Source organism: Hyphomicrobium sp. (assembly GCF_003987855.1).
Lineage (GTDB): Bacteria > Pseudomonadota > Alphaproteobacteria > Rhizobiales > Hyphomicrobiaceae > Hyphomicrobium_B.
In genome coordinates, this window is sequence record NZ_RXIZ01000009.1 from 20,626 (window position 1) to 36,575 (window position 15,950).

The 15,950-nt window shown below is 58.9% G+C and carries 16 protein-coding genes; 11 read left to right on the forward strand and 5 right to left on the reverse strand.

All coding sequences use genetic code 11. The features are described from left to right. The first annotated feature begins 30 nt into the window (after positions 1–30). Positions 31–1,332 carry an acetyl-CoA C-acetyltransferase gene (locus EKK30_RS08870; protein ID WP_290983406.1) on the forward strand — a complete coding sequence of 434 codons (1,302 nt, stop codon included), beginning with the start codon at positions 31–33 and terminating at the stop codon, positions 1,330–1,332. A gap of 59 nt (positions 1,333–1,391) precedes the next feature. Here the strand turns inward: EKK30_RS08870 and EKK30_RS08875 are convergent, their stop codons facing one another. Continuing rightward, positions 1,392–1,826, reverse strand: coding sequence for a MerR family DNA-binding transcriptional regulator (locus tag EKK30_RS08875; RefSeq protein ID WP_290983409.1), 435 nt, complete (start codon positions 1,824–1,826; stop codon positions 1,392–1,394). Next, positions 1,823–3,550, reverse strand: coding sequence for a long-chain fatty acid--CoA ligase (locus tag EKK30_RS08880; RefSeq protein ID WP_290983412.1), 1,728 nt, complete (start codon positions 3,548–3,550; stop codon positions 1,823–1,825). Before EKK30_RS08880 ends, EKK30_RS08875 begins: the two co-directional genes overlap by 4 nt. A 329-nt stretch (positions 3,551–3,879) precedes the next feature. On the opposite strand from EKK30_RS08880, the gene EKK30_RS08885 reads away from it, so the two are divergent. From EKK30_RS08885 to EKK30_RS08900, 4 genes are all read left to right on the forward strand, one after another. Then, entirely contained in the window at positions 3,880–4,149 is a 270-nt protein-coding gene (locus tag EKK30_RS08885) for an acyl carrier protein (RefSeq protein ID WP_045836129.1), read from the forward strand. Between the two features lie 93 nt (positions 4,150–4,242). Next, positions 4,243–5,487 carry a beta-ketoacyl synthase gene (locus EKK30_RS08890; RefSeq protein ID WP_290983421.1) on the forward strand — a complete coding sequence of 415 codons (1,245 nt, stop codon included), beginning with the start codon at positions 4,243–4,245 and terminating at the stop codon, positions 5,485–5,487. Positions 5,488–5,712: 225 nt separating this feature from the next. Further along, entirely contained in the window at positions 5,713–6,093 is a 381-nt protein-coding gene (locus EKK30_RS08895) for a cyclophilin-like fold protein (protein WP_290983424.1), read from the forward strand. A gap of 45 nt (positions 6,094–6,138) precedes the next feature. Continuing rightward, complete coding sequence (locus EKK30_RS08900; RefSeq protein WP_290983427.1) at positions 6,139–7,281, forward strand: alpha-hydroxy acid oxidase; 1,143 nt, start codon at positions 6,139–6,141, stop codon at positions 7,279–7,281. 7 nt (positions 7,282–7,288) lie between these two features. Here EKK30_RS08900 and EKK30_RS08905 read toward each other — a convergent pair whose 3' ends face one another. Then, complete coding sequence (locus tag EKK30_RS08905; RefSeq protein ID WP_290983429.1) at positions 7,289–8,869, reverse strand: Na+/H+ antiporter; 1,581 nt, start codon at positions 8,867–8,869, stop codon at positions 7,289–7,291. A gap of 148 nt (positions 8,870–9,017) precedes the next feature. Between EKK30_RS08905 and EKK30_RS08910 the strand changes: the two genes are divergently transcribed. Then, the gene (locus EKK30_RS08910) at positions 9,018–9,761 is read left to right on the forward strand and encodes a DUF2470 domain-containing protein (RefSeq protein WP_290983432.1); all 744 of its coding nucleotides are present in this window, start codon (positions 9,018–9,020) and stop codon (positions 9,759–9,761) included. On the opposite strand, the gene EKK30_RS08915 is transcribed toward EKK30_RS08910, so the two are convergent. Then, on the reverse strand, positions 9,758–10,210 hold the full coding sequence (locus EKK30_RS08915; protein WP_290983435.1) for a low molecular weight phosphatase family protein: 453 nt from the start codon (positions 10,208–10,210) through the stop codon (positions 9,758–9,760). The two genes, EKK30_RS08910 and EKK30_RS08915, sit on opposite strands and share 4 nt — an antisense overlap. A gap of 225 nt (positions 10,211–10,435) precedes the next feature. Between EKK30_RS08915 and EKK30_RS08920 the strand changes: the two genes are divergently transcribed. After that, the gene (locus tag EKK30_RS08920) at positions 10,436–11,704 is read left to right on the forward strand and encodes a site-specific integrase (RefSeq protein ID WP_290983438.1); all 1,269 of its coding nucleotides are present in this window, start codon (positions 10,436–10,438) and stop codon (positions 11,702–11,704) included. On the opposite strand, the gene EKK30_RS08925 is transcribed toward EKK30_RS08920, so the two are convergent. Next, positions 11,684–12,193, reverse strand: a complete 510-nt coding sequence (locus EKK30_RS08925) for a hypothetical protein (RefSeq protein WP_290983441.1) — start codon at positions 12,191–12,193, stop codon at positions 11,684–11,686. The genes EKK30_RS08920 and EKK30_RS08925 overlap by 21 nt on opposite strands. 196 nt (positions 12,194–12,389) lie before the next feature. Between EKK30_RS08925 and EKK30_RS08930 the strand changes: the two genes are divergently transcribed. The 4 genes from EKK30_RS08930 (at position 12,390) to EKK30_RS18145 (ending at position 15,690) form a co-directional block, all read left to right on the forward strand. Beyond that, a complete protein-coding gene (locus tag EKK30_RS08930; RefSeq protein WP_290983444.1) occupies positions 12,390–12,773 on the forward strand; it encodes a hypothetical protein in 384 nt (127 codons plus the stop codon). Between the two features lie 65 nt (positions 12,774–12,838). Next, on the forward strand, positions 12,839–14,041 hold the full coding sequence (locus EKK30_RS08935) for a hypothetical protein (protein ID WP_290983447.1): 1,203 nt from the start codon (positions 12,839–12,841) through the stop codon (positions 14,039–14,041). Positions 14,042–14,170: 129 nt separating this feature from the next. Further along, on the forward strand, positions 14,171–15,436 hold the full coding sequence (locus EKK30_RS08940; RefSeq protein WP_290983450.1) for a hypothetical protein: 1,266 nt from the start codon (positions 14,171–14,173) through the stop codon (positions 15,434–15,436). 86 nt (positions 15,437–15,522) lie between these two features. Then, positions 15,523–15,690: an SOS response-associated peptidase family protein gene (locus EKK30_RS18145; RefSeq protein WP_366927326.1), complete on the forward strand. Its 168-nt coding sequence runs from the start codon at positions 15,523–15,525 to the stop codon at positions 15,688–15,690. Positions 15,691–15,950: the final 260 nt, after the last annotated feature.

The following is a 15,950-nucleotide window of genomic DNA, read 5'->3' on the forward strand; positions in this document are numbered from 1 at the left end:
CCGTTGAAACGGGGCATATCGGAGACGGAAATGGGAAGAGAATTACGGCGCGTTGCGGTTGTTGGCGGAGTCCGCATTCCATTCTGCCGCTCAAACACGCTTTACGCCGATCAATCCAATCTGGACATGATGGCAGGCGCGCTCAACGGGCTGGTCGACCGGTATGGTCTCAAAGGTCAGCACATCGACGAAGTGGTCGGTGGCGCGGTCGTCACACATTCCAAGGACTTCAACCTCGCGCGGGAAGCGGTGCTCTCGACCAAGCTCGCGCCGTCAACTCCGGGTGTCACGCTTATCCAGGCATGTGGAACCTCGTTGCAATCGGCTTTGATGTCGGCTGCGAAAATCGCGACCGGAGAAATCGAGAGCGCGATCTCTGTCGGCTCCGATACAACTTCGGACGCGCCCATCGTCTTTTCCAAGAAGTTTTCGAAGCGTCTCATCGAGGCGCAGCAGGGCAAGTCGGCGATGGACAAGCTGAAAGCCTTCAAGGGGCTGTCGCCGGGCGAACTCGCGCCGCAACCTCCCGCCGTCTCTGAGCCGCGCACGGGGCTCTCGATGGGACAACACTGCGAGCTGATGGCGCAGGAATGGCATATTCCCCGCGCTGATCAGGACGTGCTCGCCTACGAAAGCCACCGCAAGGGCGCGGCGGCCTATGACGAGGGCTACATGGATGACCTCGTGGTTCCATTCGCGGGAGTTTACCGCGACAACAATCTCCGTCCGGATATCACGCTCGAAAAGCTGGCATCACTGAAGAACGCGTTCGAGAAATCGGATCGTGGGACGTTGACGGCGGGCAACTCCACGCCGCTGACGGACGGAGCAGCCACGGTGTTACTTGCGTCCGAGGAGTGGGCCAAGCAGCGCAACCTGCCGATCCAAGCCTACATCACGTACGGCCAGCACATCGCCAACAACTTCGTTGGCGGCGACGGTCTGCTGATGGCCCCGACCATCGCCGTTTCCAAGATGCTCGATCGCGCCGGCCTTACTCTGCAGGATTTCGACTTCTACGAATTGCACGAAGCATTCGCGGCTCAGGTTCTCTGCACGCTCAAGGCGTGGGAAGACCCGGCATATTGCAAGAAGCACATGGGCAAGGACACGCCTCTCGGATCAATCGACCGATCGAAGCTCAACGTCAAAGGCTCATCCCTCGCCTTCGGACATCCATTCGCCGCCACCGGGGCGCGCATTGTGGCCAATCTCGCGAAGCTGCTTTCTACGAAAGGTGGCCGTGGTCTCATCTCCGTCTGCACGGCGGGCGGCATGGGTGTGACTGCAGTCATGGAGTCGCCGACCACGATCGAAGCCAAAGCGGCTTGATCTCGCTAATCGGTATGAGCGGAAGCGCCCTGCGCTCGTTTTCGGACGAATGACCGGCGCTATTGCCGCTCGCCGCTTTTCAGATGTGCTTCGCACCGAGCGCGTATTTCGTCGAGTTCGGCAAGGGAGTGCTGAATGTCCTCCCGCTTCCGCTCGAGTTCGGCTATCGCCGTCGTGACCTTATCCAGCAGTAGCCGCGTCTGCGCCAATTGGCCAGGATCGGAATCGTAGAGCGAAAGATATTCGCCAACGTCGTCGATGGTGAACCCAAGATTTCGGCCGCGCAATATGAGCATCAGCCTGGCGCGATCACGCTTGGAATAACGCCGAGCCGTGCCGATCCGCTCCGGTGCGATCAATCCGCGGCTTTCATAGAAACGTATGGTGCGCGTGGTGATGCCGAATTCTTTCGCCAACGCCGAAATCGAAAACGTGCGCTCGCGCGGCGCTTCACCTGCGGATGGTTCAGTAAGCGGGACTGTCTTTCCCGTCATGCCGGTTTTTCGCGCTTGGATTCTTCGGCAACGAGTTCCTTTTTCGACAGCTTACCGATCATCGTCTTGGGCAGGCTGTCGCGGAACTCGATAGATGCCGGCATTTCGATCTTCGAGATCTTAGGTTTCAAAAATTCAAAGATCTCGGCGGTGGTCGCGAATGCGCCTGTCTTCAGCTTGACGAACGCCTTCGGCGCCTCCCCGCGATAGGGATCGGGCACGCCAATCACGGTCACCTCTTCAACGGCCGGATGCGCGTAAATCGCTTCCTCTATGCGTCGCGGATAGACGTTGAAGCCGGAACAGATGATCAGATCTTTGATGCGGTCGACGATGCAGAAATAGCCGCGTTCATCCATAATCGCGACATCGCCAGTGCGCAGGAATTCGCCAACGAACTGCTTTTCGGTCTCGGCTGGCCGCTTCCAGTAGCCCTTCATAACCTGCGGCCCTTTGGCGCAAAGCTCGCCACGCTCGCCCTGCGGCACTTCCTTTGTCGGGTCATCGAGGCTGCGCAGTGAAATCGTGGTGCCCGGAAGGGGCAAACCTATTGAGCCAGATACCGGCTCGCCCTCAAGGGGATTGGCCGTAAGCACGGGCGACGTTTCCGACAGCCCGTAGCCCTCCACGACCTTTATCGCGCCAGCTGCCATCTCCTCGAATTTCAGCTTCGTTTCTAGGGGTAGCGGAGCGCCCCCCGAGAGACAGAACTTCAGCGAGGAGAGGTTGTACGATTTAATGCCGTCGAAATTCAGCATGGCCGTCAGGATGGTCGGGACGACGGGCATCATCGTCGGCTTATCGCGGTCGATCAGCTTCAATGCTTCGAGCAGCTGAAATCGTGGGATGAGGATGATCTTGGCAGCAAGCTCGATGCCAACCGTCATCACCACCGTCATCGCGAACACATGAAAGAGCGGCAGCGCGCCCAGAACCCGTTCCTCGCCGTGCTTCAGGGAGGTTGCCCAGGCGACCACCTGCTTGGTGTTCGCGACAATGTTTGCATGGGTCAGCATTGCCCCTTTGGGCGTGCCCGTCGTCCCGCCCGTGTACTGCAAGACAGCGATGTCGTTGTCGGGGTCGATCGTAACGGGGGAAAAGGTCGAAGGCGCGGTTCCCGCGATATCGGCTCCGCTGACGACCCGGCTGGCGGCGGCAGACGCCGCTATGTTGGCGGTGTCCTTACGCTTGAAAATCCGGAACAGGACCGATTTCAGTGCTGGCAAAACGCTAGTGAACGGCACCACGATAGCTCGGCTGATAACGCCCGCCAGTAAAAGGGCCTCGATCTTGGTAAACAGCATGGCCAGATCATGCGTAATCATGATCTCGGTATCACTGTCCTTGGCTTGGAATGTCAGCTCCTCGACAGTATAAAGTGGGTTGAAGTTGACAACTGTCCCACCCGCTTTGAGTATTGCGAAATAGTAGACCACGAACGTCGGGGTGTTTGGCAGGAATATGCCCACCTTCGTTCCCCGTTTTACTCCGATCCGCTGTAAGCCAGCGGCCACCCGGGCGACCTCGGCGTCAAGCTCGGCATAGGACGTAACCCGCCCGAGGAAGCTGACTGCCGGATTGCTGGGAAAACGGCGCGCCGCGCGCTCAAGAAGCTCAGGTACGGCCCCCTTGGGGATCGGCATGCGCCAATCAACCTCAGCGGGGTATGACCTCACCCAGATCGGCGACATCTCAGACACAGGCTGGGTGGCTTCTGAATTCATGGGTGTCCGGCGGCTAGATTTTGTTTTATCCGGTTTGCGTTGACCTTCACTGAAGATGTCGTAAACCGGTCGATAACCAGCAAGGGACGCGCGATATTTAGACAATTTTCGGGGGTCGGCGCTAGCGCTCGATCAGGGTTGCAAACCGCTTCGTGGGTGCCACTCGCGGCGCGTAAACCGGCCTTTGGGCGAGCGCGACGGTCCGTACCTGGACTTCGTGGTTGTTTAAGGATAAGTGACCCCCCCGCTTGCTGATGTAGTGGTCTTGATTTAGGTAGATGCCAAGCAAAACTGGCCCGTCGCAGTGATTGCGAGGGTGGGAGAGGCCGATGGACGAAGTCGCGACTAAGGTTATTGAAATCCTCAAGAAGCATATGAAGGAGCCGCGCGACGATATCTCGCTCGACACCCAGCTTACAGATCTCAAGATTGAGTCACTTGATCTTGCGATGATCGTTTTCGACATTGAAGATGGCTTCGGGATCGAGATCCCGTACAATGCCAATGAAGAAGTCGAAGCGTTCAAGACTGTGGGCTCAGTCGTTGATCGCGTGAAGTCGTTGATTGCCGCTAAGCAGGCTTCCGCAGCCAAGGCTTAATGGCCGCGAGCGCTCTTCTGTCGAAATCGTAGTGAGAAGCAGGAACCCCCGACCGGGGGTTTCCGCGCATCCGGTAGACAAGAAAGATTGAAGATGTCGAAACGTAAGCCGGGACGCCGTGTCGTCGTCACGGGCCTCGGAGTCGTAACTCCGATTGGTCAGAACGTCCCTGATTTCTGGGCAAGCATTAAAGCTGGCCAATCGGGTGTCAGCCCGCTCGAGGGCTTTCCTATCGATGATCTGAAAATCCTCATTGCTGCGCAGATCAAGGGCTTCGATCCCAAGGCACGACTGAAGCACTTCAAGCGCGATCGGATCATTACGCTCGCAGACCGCTATTCATGGTTCGCCGCCGCAGCCGCGGACGAGGCGGTGAAGATGTCTGGCCTCGAAATGCCGCTCACCGATCCTTATCGCTCGGCGTGCATCATCGGCTCGGGTGCAGGCGGCCTAACCACCTTCGAGACGGCCTACCGAGATCTTTTCATCCATAATAAGCGGGCCACGCACCCGTTGACGTTGTTGCGCATCATCGGCTCGTCTGCGGCAGCTCACGTCGGCATAGAATTCGGCGTCAAGGGCCCGACGTTTGCGACGTGCTCGGCCTGTTCGACGGCCACGCACGCGATCGGCATCGGTCGTGACTACATCCGGGACAGTCTCGTCGATGTGGCAATCGTCGGCGCATCTGAATCCGTGATCAACTATGGCACGATGAAAGCTTGGCAGGCTCTTCACGTGCTGTCGCCCGAAGGCTGCTTCCCATTTGCGAAAAAACGCAATGGAACGGTGCTCGCCGATGGCGCCGGCGTTCTTGTTCTCGAGAGCCTCGAGCATGCTCAGGCGCGTGGTGCCACGATCCTTGCGGAACTCTGCGGTTACGGAATGGCGTCCGACAGCCAGGACATGGTGAAGCCGACCGTCGAAGGTCCGAGCGAAGCCATGAAGGAAGCGATTGAGGACGCGGGCATCTCGCCCGAGCAAATCGACTATCTCAACGCGCACGGTACAGCGACGGCGGACAACGACATCAACGAGACGAAGGCGATCAAGAACGTCTTTAACGATCACGCCTACAAGCTTGCGATCTCCTCCACAAAGTCGATGCATGGTCATCCCCTTGGCGCCGGCGGCGGTATCGAGGCGGTCGCCACCATCATGGCGATGCAGGAGGGCTGGGTTCCGCCCACCATCGGGCTCGACGAGCCGGGCGATGGCTGCGATTTGGATTACGTCCCCAATGTCGGTCGCGAGAAGAAGCTCGGCTACACCATGTCGAACTCCCTCGCGTTCGGCGGCTTGAATACATCTCTCGTGTTCGGTCCGGCGCCGAAGTGACGTACTTTCCGGCCAGGCGATCAGCGTTCTGGCCGGTTTCGCAAACGCAGCACGGACGTTGCGACGCCCAATCGCGCTTTTCGCAGGCAACTTTCGGCCGCGCCAGGCATTTTGTTTGGGTTGAGGAGGGCAAAGCTCTTGAAGGCGACAGTCCTCAATGAGACACTTCCTCCTTGCGGCCGCATTCCTGTCCGGGTCGCCAAGCGCTGATGGGATTGTGGCGGTATGCGAAAGATCGTGATCCGGGCCGGGGGTGTCGCTATTCGCGCGAGGCTGCTCGACACGCCCACCGCAGAACGGATCTGGGCGGCTCTGCCAATCGAATCTTCAGCACGCACATGGGGCGGCGAAGTCTATTTCGATGCGCCGGTAAGTTCGGCCGCTGAGCCTGATGCGCGTGTGACCGTCAAGGCTGGCGACATCGTTTTCTGGCCAGAGGGGGACGCGATTTCAATCGGCTTTGGGCCGACGCCGCTATCGCGCACGCGCGGAGAAATTCGTATGGCGGGCCCATGCAACGTATGGGCGGAAGCGCTTGATGACGTGCGTCAGCTAAAGTCGGTGCATCCCGGCGTTCTCGTATCGGTCAGTGAAGCCGAGTGTTGATCAAGCCGTATCCGTTTCCTTCCTGATATTCGTCCGGCCCGCATCGTGTCCCTTAAATCCGTTGCCTGTATCGAAGATCTCAGGCGCCTCGCGCACCGCCGTGTCCCGCGCGATTTCATGGGATATTACGAATCCGGCTCTTATTCTGAATCCACACTCGCAGCCAATCTCGCTGATCTCGCTCGCATCAACATTCGGCAGCGCGTGCTGGCGGGCGCGGCCAATCGCAATCAGCACCAAACCGTGCTTGGAATTTCGCAGCCGCTTCCGCTTGCTCTCGCGCCGGTCGGCATGAGCGGGATGGCATACGGCGACGGCGAGATCGCTGCTGCCAGCGCAGCGGAGAAGGCAGGCATTCCCTACACGCTCAGCACCCTCTCAATCTGCTCGATCGAGGATGTCGCAAATGCCGTCTCAAAGCCGTTCTGGTTCCAGCTCTACTTCATGAAAGATCGCGGCTTCGTCGCCGACCTTATCGCCAGAGCGCGCGCAGCCAACTGCAGCGCTCTTGTCCTGACTGTCGATCTGCAGGTTCTGGGCCAGCGTCACCGCGACGTGCGGAATGGTCTTACCGTCCCGCCTCGCGTTCATCTCAGTACGATCGCTCATATCCTGTCGAAGCCGAGCTGGGTCATGAGCGTCCTCATGGGGAAGCGAAAGACATTCGGCAATGTAGCGGGGCGCATACCGGGCACGGAAAATCTTGCGTCCTACATGGACTGGATCGGCAGCCAGTTCGACCAAGCGCTTTCGTGGGATGACGTGGCTTGGGTGCGCGAGCAGTGGCCAGGCAAGCTCATCATCAAAGGCATCATGGATGTCGAAGACGCACGTCTTGCGGCTAAGAGCGGCGCGACGGCCATCGTCGTTTCAAATCACGGCGGCCGCCAGCTCGATGGCGCCGTATCGTCGATTTCGATGCTGCCGCGCATCGTCGACGCGGTCGGTGCGGAAACCGAGATACTTTTCGACGGCGGAATACGCTCTGGTCAGGACGTATTTCGCGCTCTGGCACTCGGAGCGAAAGCGTGCCTGTTGGGCCGCGCATACCTTTACGGTTTAGGGGCAGCGGGTGAGGCGGGGGTGAGCAAGGCCATCGATCTGATTGCCAAGGAGCTCGACGTTACGATGGCGCTAGCCGGAGTACGCACAATCGATCAGATCACGCGCGAGCGCCTCGAAACCTAAAGCTTTTTCAAACAAGGCCGTCCAACGCAGCGATCTCCTGGATGTCGAGATCGTGCTCCAGGCTTTGCAGGGTCTCGTCATCGATGTCGCCGCTGCGATGGAGGCGCATCAACTCCGTCCGTCCTGCCGCTACCGCTGCAAGGATTACATTGAAGTGCGCATTAATAGCGTCCTTATGCGCTTCTTCATGGCCTACGTAGCGCGCGGCGATCGTGGACCGGCGGGTGTATCGCTCAAGAAGTTGCGGATGGATTAGCTGTCCGCCATCGTCGTAGGCGCGTTCCTCAACCGCCTTTCGTTGCGCCTCCATCATGGAAGCCTCGGCTTGTGACGACGTGAGTTTCGGCGGCGGCTCGTGATCGACGAGACCGAGGAGCTGGATGAGTGCTCCAAGTGTGGTCCCCTGCAGAACGACGGTAACAAGGATGACCGCGAACGCAGTCACGAGCATAAAATCGCGACCCGGGATCGCGTCGGGAAGTGTAAGGGCGACAGCCAGCGTTACGACACCGCGCATTCCTGCCCAGCCCAATACTGTAGCGGCCTTGACTCCCAGTGGACGTGCTTTTCTTAGTCCGAGGCCGCGCAGGATAACAAGGACCGCATCGCTTCCGAACACCCAAGCGAAGCGTGCCACCGTCATCGCCGAGACGATGACCAAGACGGGCACGGCCATCTGCTGCAGCACCACGTCGATGCCGCCTACGCGCTCCAGCACGCCGCGAAGCGAGAGGCCAATCAGAATGAAAATGAAGGCTTCGAAGATGAAGACCATCACCTTCCAAAAAGCGGTCGCACGGACGCGCACGCGGCCCGAGAAAATCGTATGCTGGAACCAGCCCAAAAGGAGACCAGCGGTTACGGTCGCAATGACGCCGGAGACGTGAACGGCTTCCGCGCCAATGTAGGCGGCCCAGCACATCAGCACGGATGCAGCAATGATGAGGTGCTCGTCATTGAGCCGGCTGAGAACCAGCATCCAGACGCCGCTGATGACCGCTCCGACGACAATGCCGCCGATAGCCAGAAACAGGAACTGCCCGGCCGCCGCACCGGCGGAGAACGTGCCAGTCAATGCCGCCGCGACCGCGAAGCGGAAAAGCACAAGACCGGTCGCGTCGTTGAGGAGGCTTTCGCCTTCCAGTAAAGTGGATAGGCGCCGGGGCAATCTCACGGTCTGAAGAACCGCGCGGGCCGACACCGCGTCAGGCGGCGATACGATAGCGCCGAGCGCAAAACATGCGGCCCACGGCAACTCCGGCATCAACCAATGGGTGACAACACCGATCACCAGCGTGGTGAATACGACTGCACCTATGGCGAGAGACAAAACGCCGGCGATGTGTTTGCGGAACTCGGCGTGTGCAGTGAAGTAAGCCCCGTCCATCAGCAAAGGTGGCAGGAACAGCACCAACACGAGTTCCGGGTCGAGTTCAAAAACGGGCAAGCCTGGAACGAACGCCAGCGCACCGCCTCCCACGAGAAGCGCAACCGCAGGCGGCAGCTTGAGCCTGAGTGCCAGCCAATGCAGCCCAAGAATAGCGATAAGCACCACTAATGTGAGTTCAAAAACTTCGACTGGATGCATACGCGGAATAGTTCCTTTTCATCCATTCTTCTTGACGGGCAACGCCGCCATGTAGGTCGATGACCTTCTTGTATAGCTTTCGGCCTGCGATAATAGTTCGTGCGCGGCGCTCGAAAACTGCAAGCAGCGAATGTGAGGAAACGGCCGGATGTCAGAGAAGAAGCCAGATGTCCTTCGAACGGTCGACGACAGCGCGCGACAACAGGCCAAAGGGCTTGTTCGCAGCGCGCGCTATGGAGCATTGGCCACGCTGGATCCGCTGGACGGCTCGCCATCCGTTAGTCGCGTCAGTTTGGCAACTGCAATGGATGGCGCGCCGATCTTTCTGATTTCTTCGCTCTCCGGTCACTGCACAAACCTCAAGGCGGACAGCCGCTGCTCCGTCCTGGTGGGCGAGCCTGGAAAAGGCGATCCGCTTGCGCATCCGCGCATGACGCTGATCGGCAATGCCAGACAAATCACGTCCGAGCAGGAGCGCGCGCATTTGCGAGGACGCTATCTCGCTCGACATCCCAAGGCTGCCCTCTATGTCGACTTCCCCGACTTTTCGTTTTGGCGTTTCGAGAGTTCGCGTGCATCGCTCAACGGCGGCTTCGGCAAAGCCTATGCGCTCAGCGCAGACGATTTGCGCACCGGGCTTGATGGCATTGAAGATCTTGCCCAGATCGAATCCGGCGCTGTTGAGCACATGAATGCCGATCACCTTGCAGCGATCCAGCGTTATGCCGAACGGCTCGGCGAAGAAGGCAAAGACTGGAAACTGGCGACGATCGATCCTGAGGGGCTGGATCTTACTTCCGGTGATCGCATTGCGCGCCTCTGGTTCGAAAAGACGCTGACGTCTGCGGCTGAGCTTCGCCCGGTGCTGGTCGCTCTCGCGCGCGAGGGTTAGGCCTTAACAGCCTCCGCCAGCTGCTGCGCGAGAGCGGTTACGTGCTGCTTCAACTCGGCAAGTGCCTGAGCAGGATGCGCCATGTCGATGTCGTGCACGTGCCAATAGATAACGCGATCTTCCCATCCCTCAAACCGCTCCGTCAGCAGCGCGCGATGTTCCGCTTCCTTGACGGCAACGACGAGGTCGGCGGCCGCCAGATCGTCTGCGGTGCAGGCAAGTGGCATCCGGTTTGCTCCCGCAGGAGCAATCGAGTCCGCGGTTAGGGCAGCGATTGTGGAGCGCGCGATGGGCCCGACGTTGTCCTTGCCGCGCTCCAGAGCAAGCGCCCGCGAGGTTGCCACCCAACGAAGACCATCCCGTGCCGCGAGATGATTGAAAAGCTCCTCCGCATACCGGCTGCGATAATAGTTTCCGGTACAGAGAAAGAGGATTCGCTTTTTACTCATGAGTTCGCCGATGCGGTGAGTTCATTGGTGGGCCCGCCAGGACTCGAACCTGGAACCAGACGGTTTTTTGCCTGATATCACATGATCGCACCTGACATCGCATAGTTGGTGGGAAGTGCAAGAAAGGGCTTCAAAACAGACATCTATTGATAGTTTCGAGCCGATCTTGCAGGGGCAGGGCGGGTCATCTAGGTTCGCAAAAGTGGATCTAGAAACGGACCTAGAATGCTCCAGCGCTATTTAGACTTCACAGATCGGTCAGTTCGAGCCGCGACGTTTGCGGGGCTGGGAAACGAGACCGAGTACCGCTTCGAAAATCTTGCTGGCCTCGTACTTCACGTCAGCAAAGGAGGCCGCAAGACCTGGAAGGTTCACTACTCGATTCAGAAAGACGGGGTTCGCAAGAAGCGAAAGGTCAAGATTGGCCCTTACCCGGCGACAACACTTGTGCAGGCTCGAAAGAAATCTTCCGATCTGTTCGAGCGGGTCGCTATAGAGGGAGACGTTGTCGCGAATGACGGTGCCCGGCTGGCTGCCCGGGCTAAGGGAAGGCTGACATTCGCGGACCTGCTTGATGAATACCTCGAAGCGCGGAAAGGACTGGCGCGGATCGGAGAGGTCGGGCGGGAACTGCGGAAAGATGCAATCCCTGCGCTAGGCGCGAAGCACCCGGCACTGATCACCGCCGGCGATATCGATGAAGTGGGCCGCGCCATTTTTGGCAGAGGTGCAGAGGCGATGGCCTCGCGTCTCGTGATGAACTTGAAGGCGCTGTACAACTTTGTCATTCTCGACCGACCGAGTATGGCAGAGCGCTACGGGATTACCTCGAATCCAGCAGCAATGCTCGGTCGACGGCGGAGAGGTTCCGGCGGCAGCTACGCGAAGCCTAAGGCACGCGAGCGCGTACTGGACGATGCTGAGATCGCTGAATGGTGGCGCGCCCTTGAGGAAAGCGACAAGCGGCTAGGAACGAAGCAGGCGCTTCAGCTGGTTCTCGTCACCGCCCAGCGGCCAGGAGAGGTGAGGCGGGCACGCAAGCAGGACCGACACCTGACCGCCGCCGAGCCGTATTGGATGATCCCCGGAGAGCACTCCAAGAACGGGCGTCAACACTACGTGCCGCTATCTCACTTGGCGGTGAAGCTGTTCAGCGATGCTCGAAAGGCGAGTGCCGATGCGTCTTCAGCGCTCATCTTTCCAAGCCCCAAGAATGCTGACGTGCCGATCGGGAATGTCGTGCTGCCTTCAGCCCAGCGCGATCTGTTCGTGAATACGCTCAAGTCGATGACGCCTGCCACCGTTCACGATCTCCGTCGATCGGCAGCGACGGGGATGCGGCGCCAGGGGATCAATCGCGACACCGTCGGGATGGTGCTCAACCACAAGGCCAAGGGCGTCACTGCTGAGCACTACGATTGGCACGATGGCGCCAAAGAGAAGCGCGCGGCGCTTGATGCATGGGCGAGACATTTATCGCGCGTCCTGAGGTGATTCCCTTTCGTGTTGAGACGTTGGCGATACGCGCTCCTCAGCAGCAATCTTCGATGCGCTGAGGAGCGCCTCAGAGAGTTCAGCCACGGCGGCGGCCTCTAGTTTTACCGCCCAAATTAGAGAAGGAAGACTGCCGTGGGATGGTGATTGCAGAAGTTCAAATGTGACATGGATTTTACCGTCAGCCATTACTCCAGCATCGAGAAATAGGCCGAAATCACGATCATCGTTCTGGTCCATTAGCTCCGAGCGCGGGTTACCCGCTGCAGCTGCGATATAGGCCGCGAACAGTAGCGCCGAAAACCTCCGAGCTGTGTCGGGGTCGACGTGAAATTCGCACGACACATCGGGACCTAACGCTTCATCGGTCACGTTATTCGCCGAACGAAACTCAATGACAATCGAGTGCGCTGGGTCGGCATCAATTTCGCCGCCAATCGATACCCTGATACACTCCAACTCGGTGCAAACTGTTCGGAAGTGTCGCATTCGTTGACGTTCCTTTCGGCCGCGAGAAGCAACGCGCGCGTGGCCAACGCTTTCCACAGAAAACAAAGATTGTACTTTCCTGAGTGACCCAAAAGGCACTCAAAAATATCCGAGTCGCGGCAAGGCCTTACGAGGTCGGTGTCCAGTTAATCTTGACACCGGCCTGTCCATAAAAAATGGACAGGGAATCAATGGGTTGAACGCTCTGGCGCTTCAAGTTTTTCCGAATACATTGCGAAACACATTAATTGAAAACGGCATGCTGGAGCATGAAATGGATCGGACTAGCAACGACGCAATCAGCCATTCCGCATTGGATACCGTGATAGCCTCTGTTGAGCCTAATACCAATAGCTCTGCATCCAATGTTTTGGCCTGTCGAATATTCGGAGCGGCAGATGCAGCTGAACGCCTAGGTATTTCGGTGAGCACGCTGAAACGCGGATGGCCAAAGGGTGTCTACCCCGCGCCCATCCGAATTTCGGAGCATCGGATCGGTTGGCTTGAATCGGAGCTGGCTCAATTTCAGAATGAGCGCGTCGCCGAGCGCGATGCGCGCGCACTGCAGAAGTCAGCGTAATTTTTTTTACAGCCGGCTCGAACATTGTAACGAGGTTCCTGGCAGAACCTCGCGAGTTTTGGTCGATGATCTCGGAGATCGAGGACGAGGAATTCGATCTCCCGTTACGAATAATCGTGACTGCGGTCAAGCATACAGTCGCAGCGAATTGGGGGATTTACACGGTGCCAGAGGACAACGACGCCAAGACATTGAACGCCTTCGAGCGTATCGATGCGGTGCTTTTCGATCCGGAAATCAATATGCGCCCAAAGCTGGCCGCTCTGGTCGCGCTTCGTCGAGAGAATAACAAGATCGGAACATCCTGGGCGTCGAACGTGACCTATGCGGCGGCGGTCGGATCGACGGACCCCCGTGCAGGCGGTCGGGCGCGCCAAGCTGCAATTGAGGAGGGGTTGATCTCAGCAACATCGCGCCCTGGGCGAGAACCAATCGTGCGGGTCAACTATCAGCGCATCTATTCAATCCACGACAGGCTCAATGCCGAACGCGACGCTAGGTGCGCCAAAAGGATCTATAGTCGCGAGCAGCTGAGTCAAACCCCTGCCAATTCTCACGAGGGTACCCCTGCCATTTCGGGCGATAGGCCGCCGATTGAGGCCCCTGCCATTTCCGGCGATACCACCCCTGCTAATTCGCACGAGGGTACCCCTGCCATTTCCGACGATCCACCCCTGCCATTTCATACGAGCGAACCTGCAAGGAACCGGCAATTAAACCAGCAAGAGAACGGGCGAGAGGCGCACAGCGCCCAATCTCCCCCTCTTGCTGGCGCAAGCTCTTTCGAAAAAGGCAGAGCTGATAACGGCTCAAGTGAAAGCCCCCCTACCCCCCAACAACACGTTGCAGCAGCAACAAAACTGCCGGTACGCGTCGGAGCTGCAACTCGCTTTGGCTCCGACCTGAACAACTTGAACCCGCACGCGGCGAGCGTCCGTCACAACCGTCGCTATGGCGCGCTGTCTTCGCTCGATGGCTCGGAAGGCGTCGTCTTCGACATCCAGCTCGGGAGGCTCTCGCTCGTGAACGGCACGCTCGCGCACTTCGAGCAGGAGGCGAAGGCCAGGGGGCTCGATCTATCGGCTGCGCTCGTGAAGGCCGCGGTCAAGGTCGCCAAGGACCCACGCAACGCGACACCGACGATGGTGGCCGCCGAGATCAATCAGGCGCTGGCCTACCAGGAGGCCGACAAGCGCAAAGCGCCGGCAGCCGGCGGGCTCAGGTTCAATCGCTCCAACTTCGGCAGGGGCGGCATCAGACAGCTCTGAGGATCGCTCAGGAGCGGCGTTTGCGTACGGGGGTAGCAGAGTGACCCCCAAGTCGAGAACGCCCGTAAGCGCACGACCCTCGCAGCGGGAAACAGCGTTCTGAGTTCAGAGGACAGTGGAGGCCCAGAAATGAATACGAACCCGATTGCAAATTTGCAGGCGCAGCAAGTCACGTTCATTGTCGAGAACGACGCGGACCTCGATTTCATTCAACGCGAGTTCCGGATGCCGGCGGTGAAGATCGACGACATCAACAGCCTGAAGGTCCTACCGAGCGAACTCACGCAGAACCTGCTCGTCGTCGCCGAGAGCGAGGAGGACGGCATCGCGCGCCTGGCGGAGTTGATCGCACAAGGTCGCGAGGCTGCCGATCTGCGCTTCATCGATCTCGGGCACGGCGTCACTCTGTCGAAGGCAAACCCGCAGCAGGTCCTCGCGCGGCTCAATCGCCCGAAGGACGTGTACTGGAAAACATCGCGATCGCTTGCCGACTGGGGAGACGAGCCAGAACTCGAAACATTCCACGCGCACATCGATCAGCTCACCGCACGATGGACGTTCCCCGACATCGCGGTCTTCTGCGGCGGTTACGGCTCGGGCAAGTCGACGATCGCGCAACTCTTCGGGCTCAAGCTCGCGCATCACTACGGCTGGGGCTTACACGTCTGCGCCTGGGAAGACCGCCGCGTCGACTTTCGGCAGCGCACCTGGCGAACGGCGATCGGCTGCTCAGCCCAGGAAGCGATCGAGAGGAATATCGATCACCGGCCAGCAATGGACCTTGAGCGTCGCGTGTTCTGGGATGAGCCCAACGTGCTCAACGAGCGCTCGATGATCGAATACTTCGAGCGCGTTCGCTTCTTCAACAAATCGCACGGCGTTCGCGTGTTCGTCTGCGATCCCTGGAACGAATTCGATCACGACGTCTCGGGCGGCGAGCGCGAAACGATCTATGTCCGTCGCATGATGAAGGAAGCCCGCGCGCTCACGCGAGAGCTGGGCATCATCTTCGAGATCGTGACGCATTTGCCGAAGGGCGGGTATGGCGATGCCGGCGGCATCAAGCCGTTTCGCATCATCGCTTCAGCAGGCTCGGCCGAGTTCGGCAACAAGGCCGATCACGGCTTCTGCGTTGCTCGAACCTCAAAGTTCTCGAAGATCCTTCGCGGCGAAGTTGGCGAGCAGGAAGAGCGTGACATCGGCCTAGCGATCGCATCCAAGTTCGGGCCTCCGAAGGGCGACGAGCACGTGATCATCGCCGTCGACAAGGTGAAGGTCGAGCCCGACATGGGACGTCGCAGCGTCTTCGCTTACGTGCTCGATAAGCAGGCGAACGACCTGATCTATGACAAGGCAGCGACGCAAGTTGCAAAAGGGCTCTGGGATGTCTTTTAAGGATCAGAGCTTCCGTAGTCTTTCAGGGTAAGCTTTCGGCTCAAAGTATCGAGTGGGCACTGACGTCAACGCGCGAACAATTCGCCGTGCGGAGGAAGATCACCGACCGAATGCCCGCGATCCTTCAGCCCGAAGAATGGGCGACATGGCTTGGGGAGACAGATGCGTCCTCGACCGAAGTAAAGTCCGTACTTCGGACTTTCCAGGACAACGGAAACAGAACGCCATTGTCGCCCAGGCCAGCGGAACGGTGAAGTCTCGGGTCACGGTCCTCATGACCCCGGAGGATGTGGACCAAGCGGTGCAAAAAAAAAGTCGAATTCCGCCCAACCAGGATAAGGGGCGGCGTTCATGGAACGTCCGCTATGTGCCATAAGCGGACACCGAGCGCGCGATGATCGGCGAGGCGGACGCCCCTCGCCGACCACGTCCGCCTTGTGAGGCTTCGCGTCATAAAAACCGCGTTCTGCGTCAATGAGGCATAAATTGCGCGGAAGCCGGCGGTATGTTGGGG

Coding starts and splice junctions, on each gene's coding strand:
- EKK30_RS08870 (WP_290983406.1), top strand. CDS start 31: ATGGGAAGAGAATTACGGCGCGTTGCGGTTGTTGGCGGAGTCCGCATT.
- EKK30_RS08875 (WP_290983409.1), bottom strand. CDS start 1,826: ATGACGGGAAAGACAGTCCCGCTTACTGAACCATCCGCAGGTGAAGCG.
- EKK30_RS08880 (WP_290983412.1), bottom strand. CDS start 3,550: ATGAATTCAGAAGCCACCCAGCCTGTGTCTGAGATGTCGCCGATCTGG.
- EKK30_RS08885 (WP_045836129.1), top strand. CDS start 3,880: ATGGACGAAGTCGCGACTAAGGTTATTGAAATCCTCAAGAAGCATATG.
- EKK30_RS08890 (WP_290983421.1), top strand. CDS start 4,243: ATGTCGAAACGTAAGCCGGGACGCCGTGTCGTCGTCACGGGCCTCGGA.
- EKK30_RS08895 (WP_290983424.1), top strand. CDS start 5,713: ATGCGAAAGATCGTGATCCGGGCCGGGGGTGTCGCTATTCGCGCGAGG.
- EKK30_RS08905 (WP_290983429.1), bottom strand. CDS start 8,869: ATGCATCCAGTCGAAGTTTTTGAACTCACATTAGTGGTGCTTATCGCT.
- EKK30_RS08910 (WP_290983432.1), top strand. CDS start 9,018: ATGTCAGAGAAGAAGCCAGATGTCCTTCGAACGGTCGACGACAGCGCG.
- EKK30_RS08915 (WP_290983435.1), bottom strand. CDS start 10,210: ATGAGTAAAAAGCGAATCCTCTTTCTCTGTACCGGAAACTATTATCGC.
- EKK30_RS08920 (WP_290983438.1), top strand. CDS start 10,436: ATGCTCCAGCGCTATTTAGACTTCACAGATCGGTCAGTTCGAGCCGCG.
- EKK30_RS08925 (WP_290983441.1), bottom strand. CDS start 12,193: ATGCGACACTTCCGAACAGTTTGCACCGAGTTGGAGTGTATCAGGGTA.
- EKK30_RS08935 (WP_290983447.1), top strand. CDS start 12,839: ATGATCTCGGAGATCGAGGACGAGGAATTCGATCTCCCGTTACGAATA.
- EKK30_RS08940 (WP_290983450.1), top strand. CDS start 14,171: ATGAATACGAACCCGATTGCAAATTTGCAGGCGCAGCAAGTCACGTTC.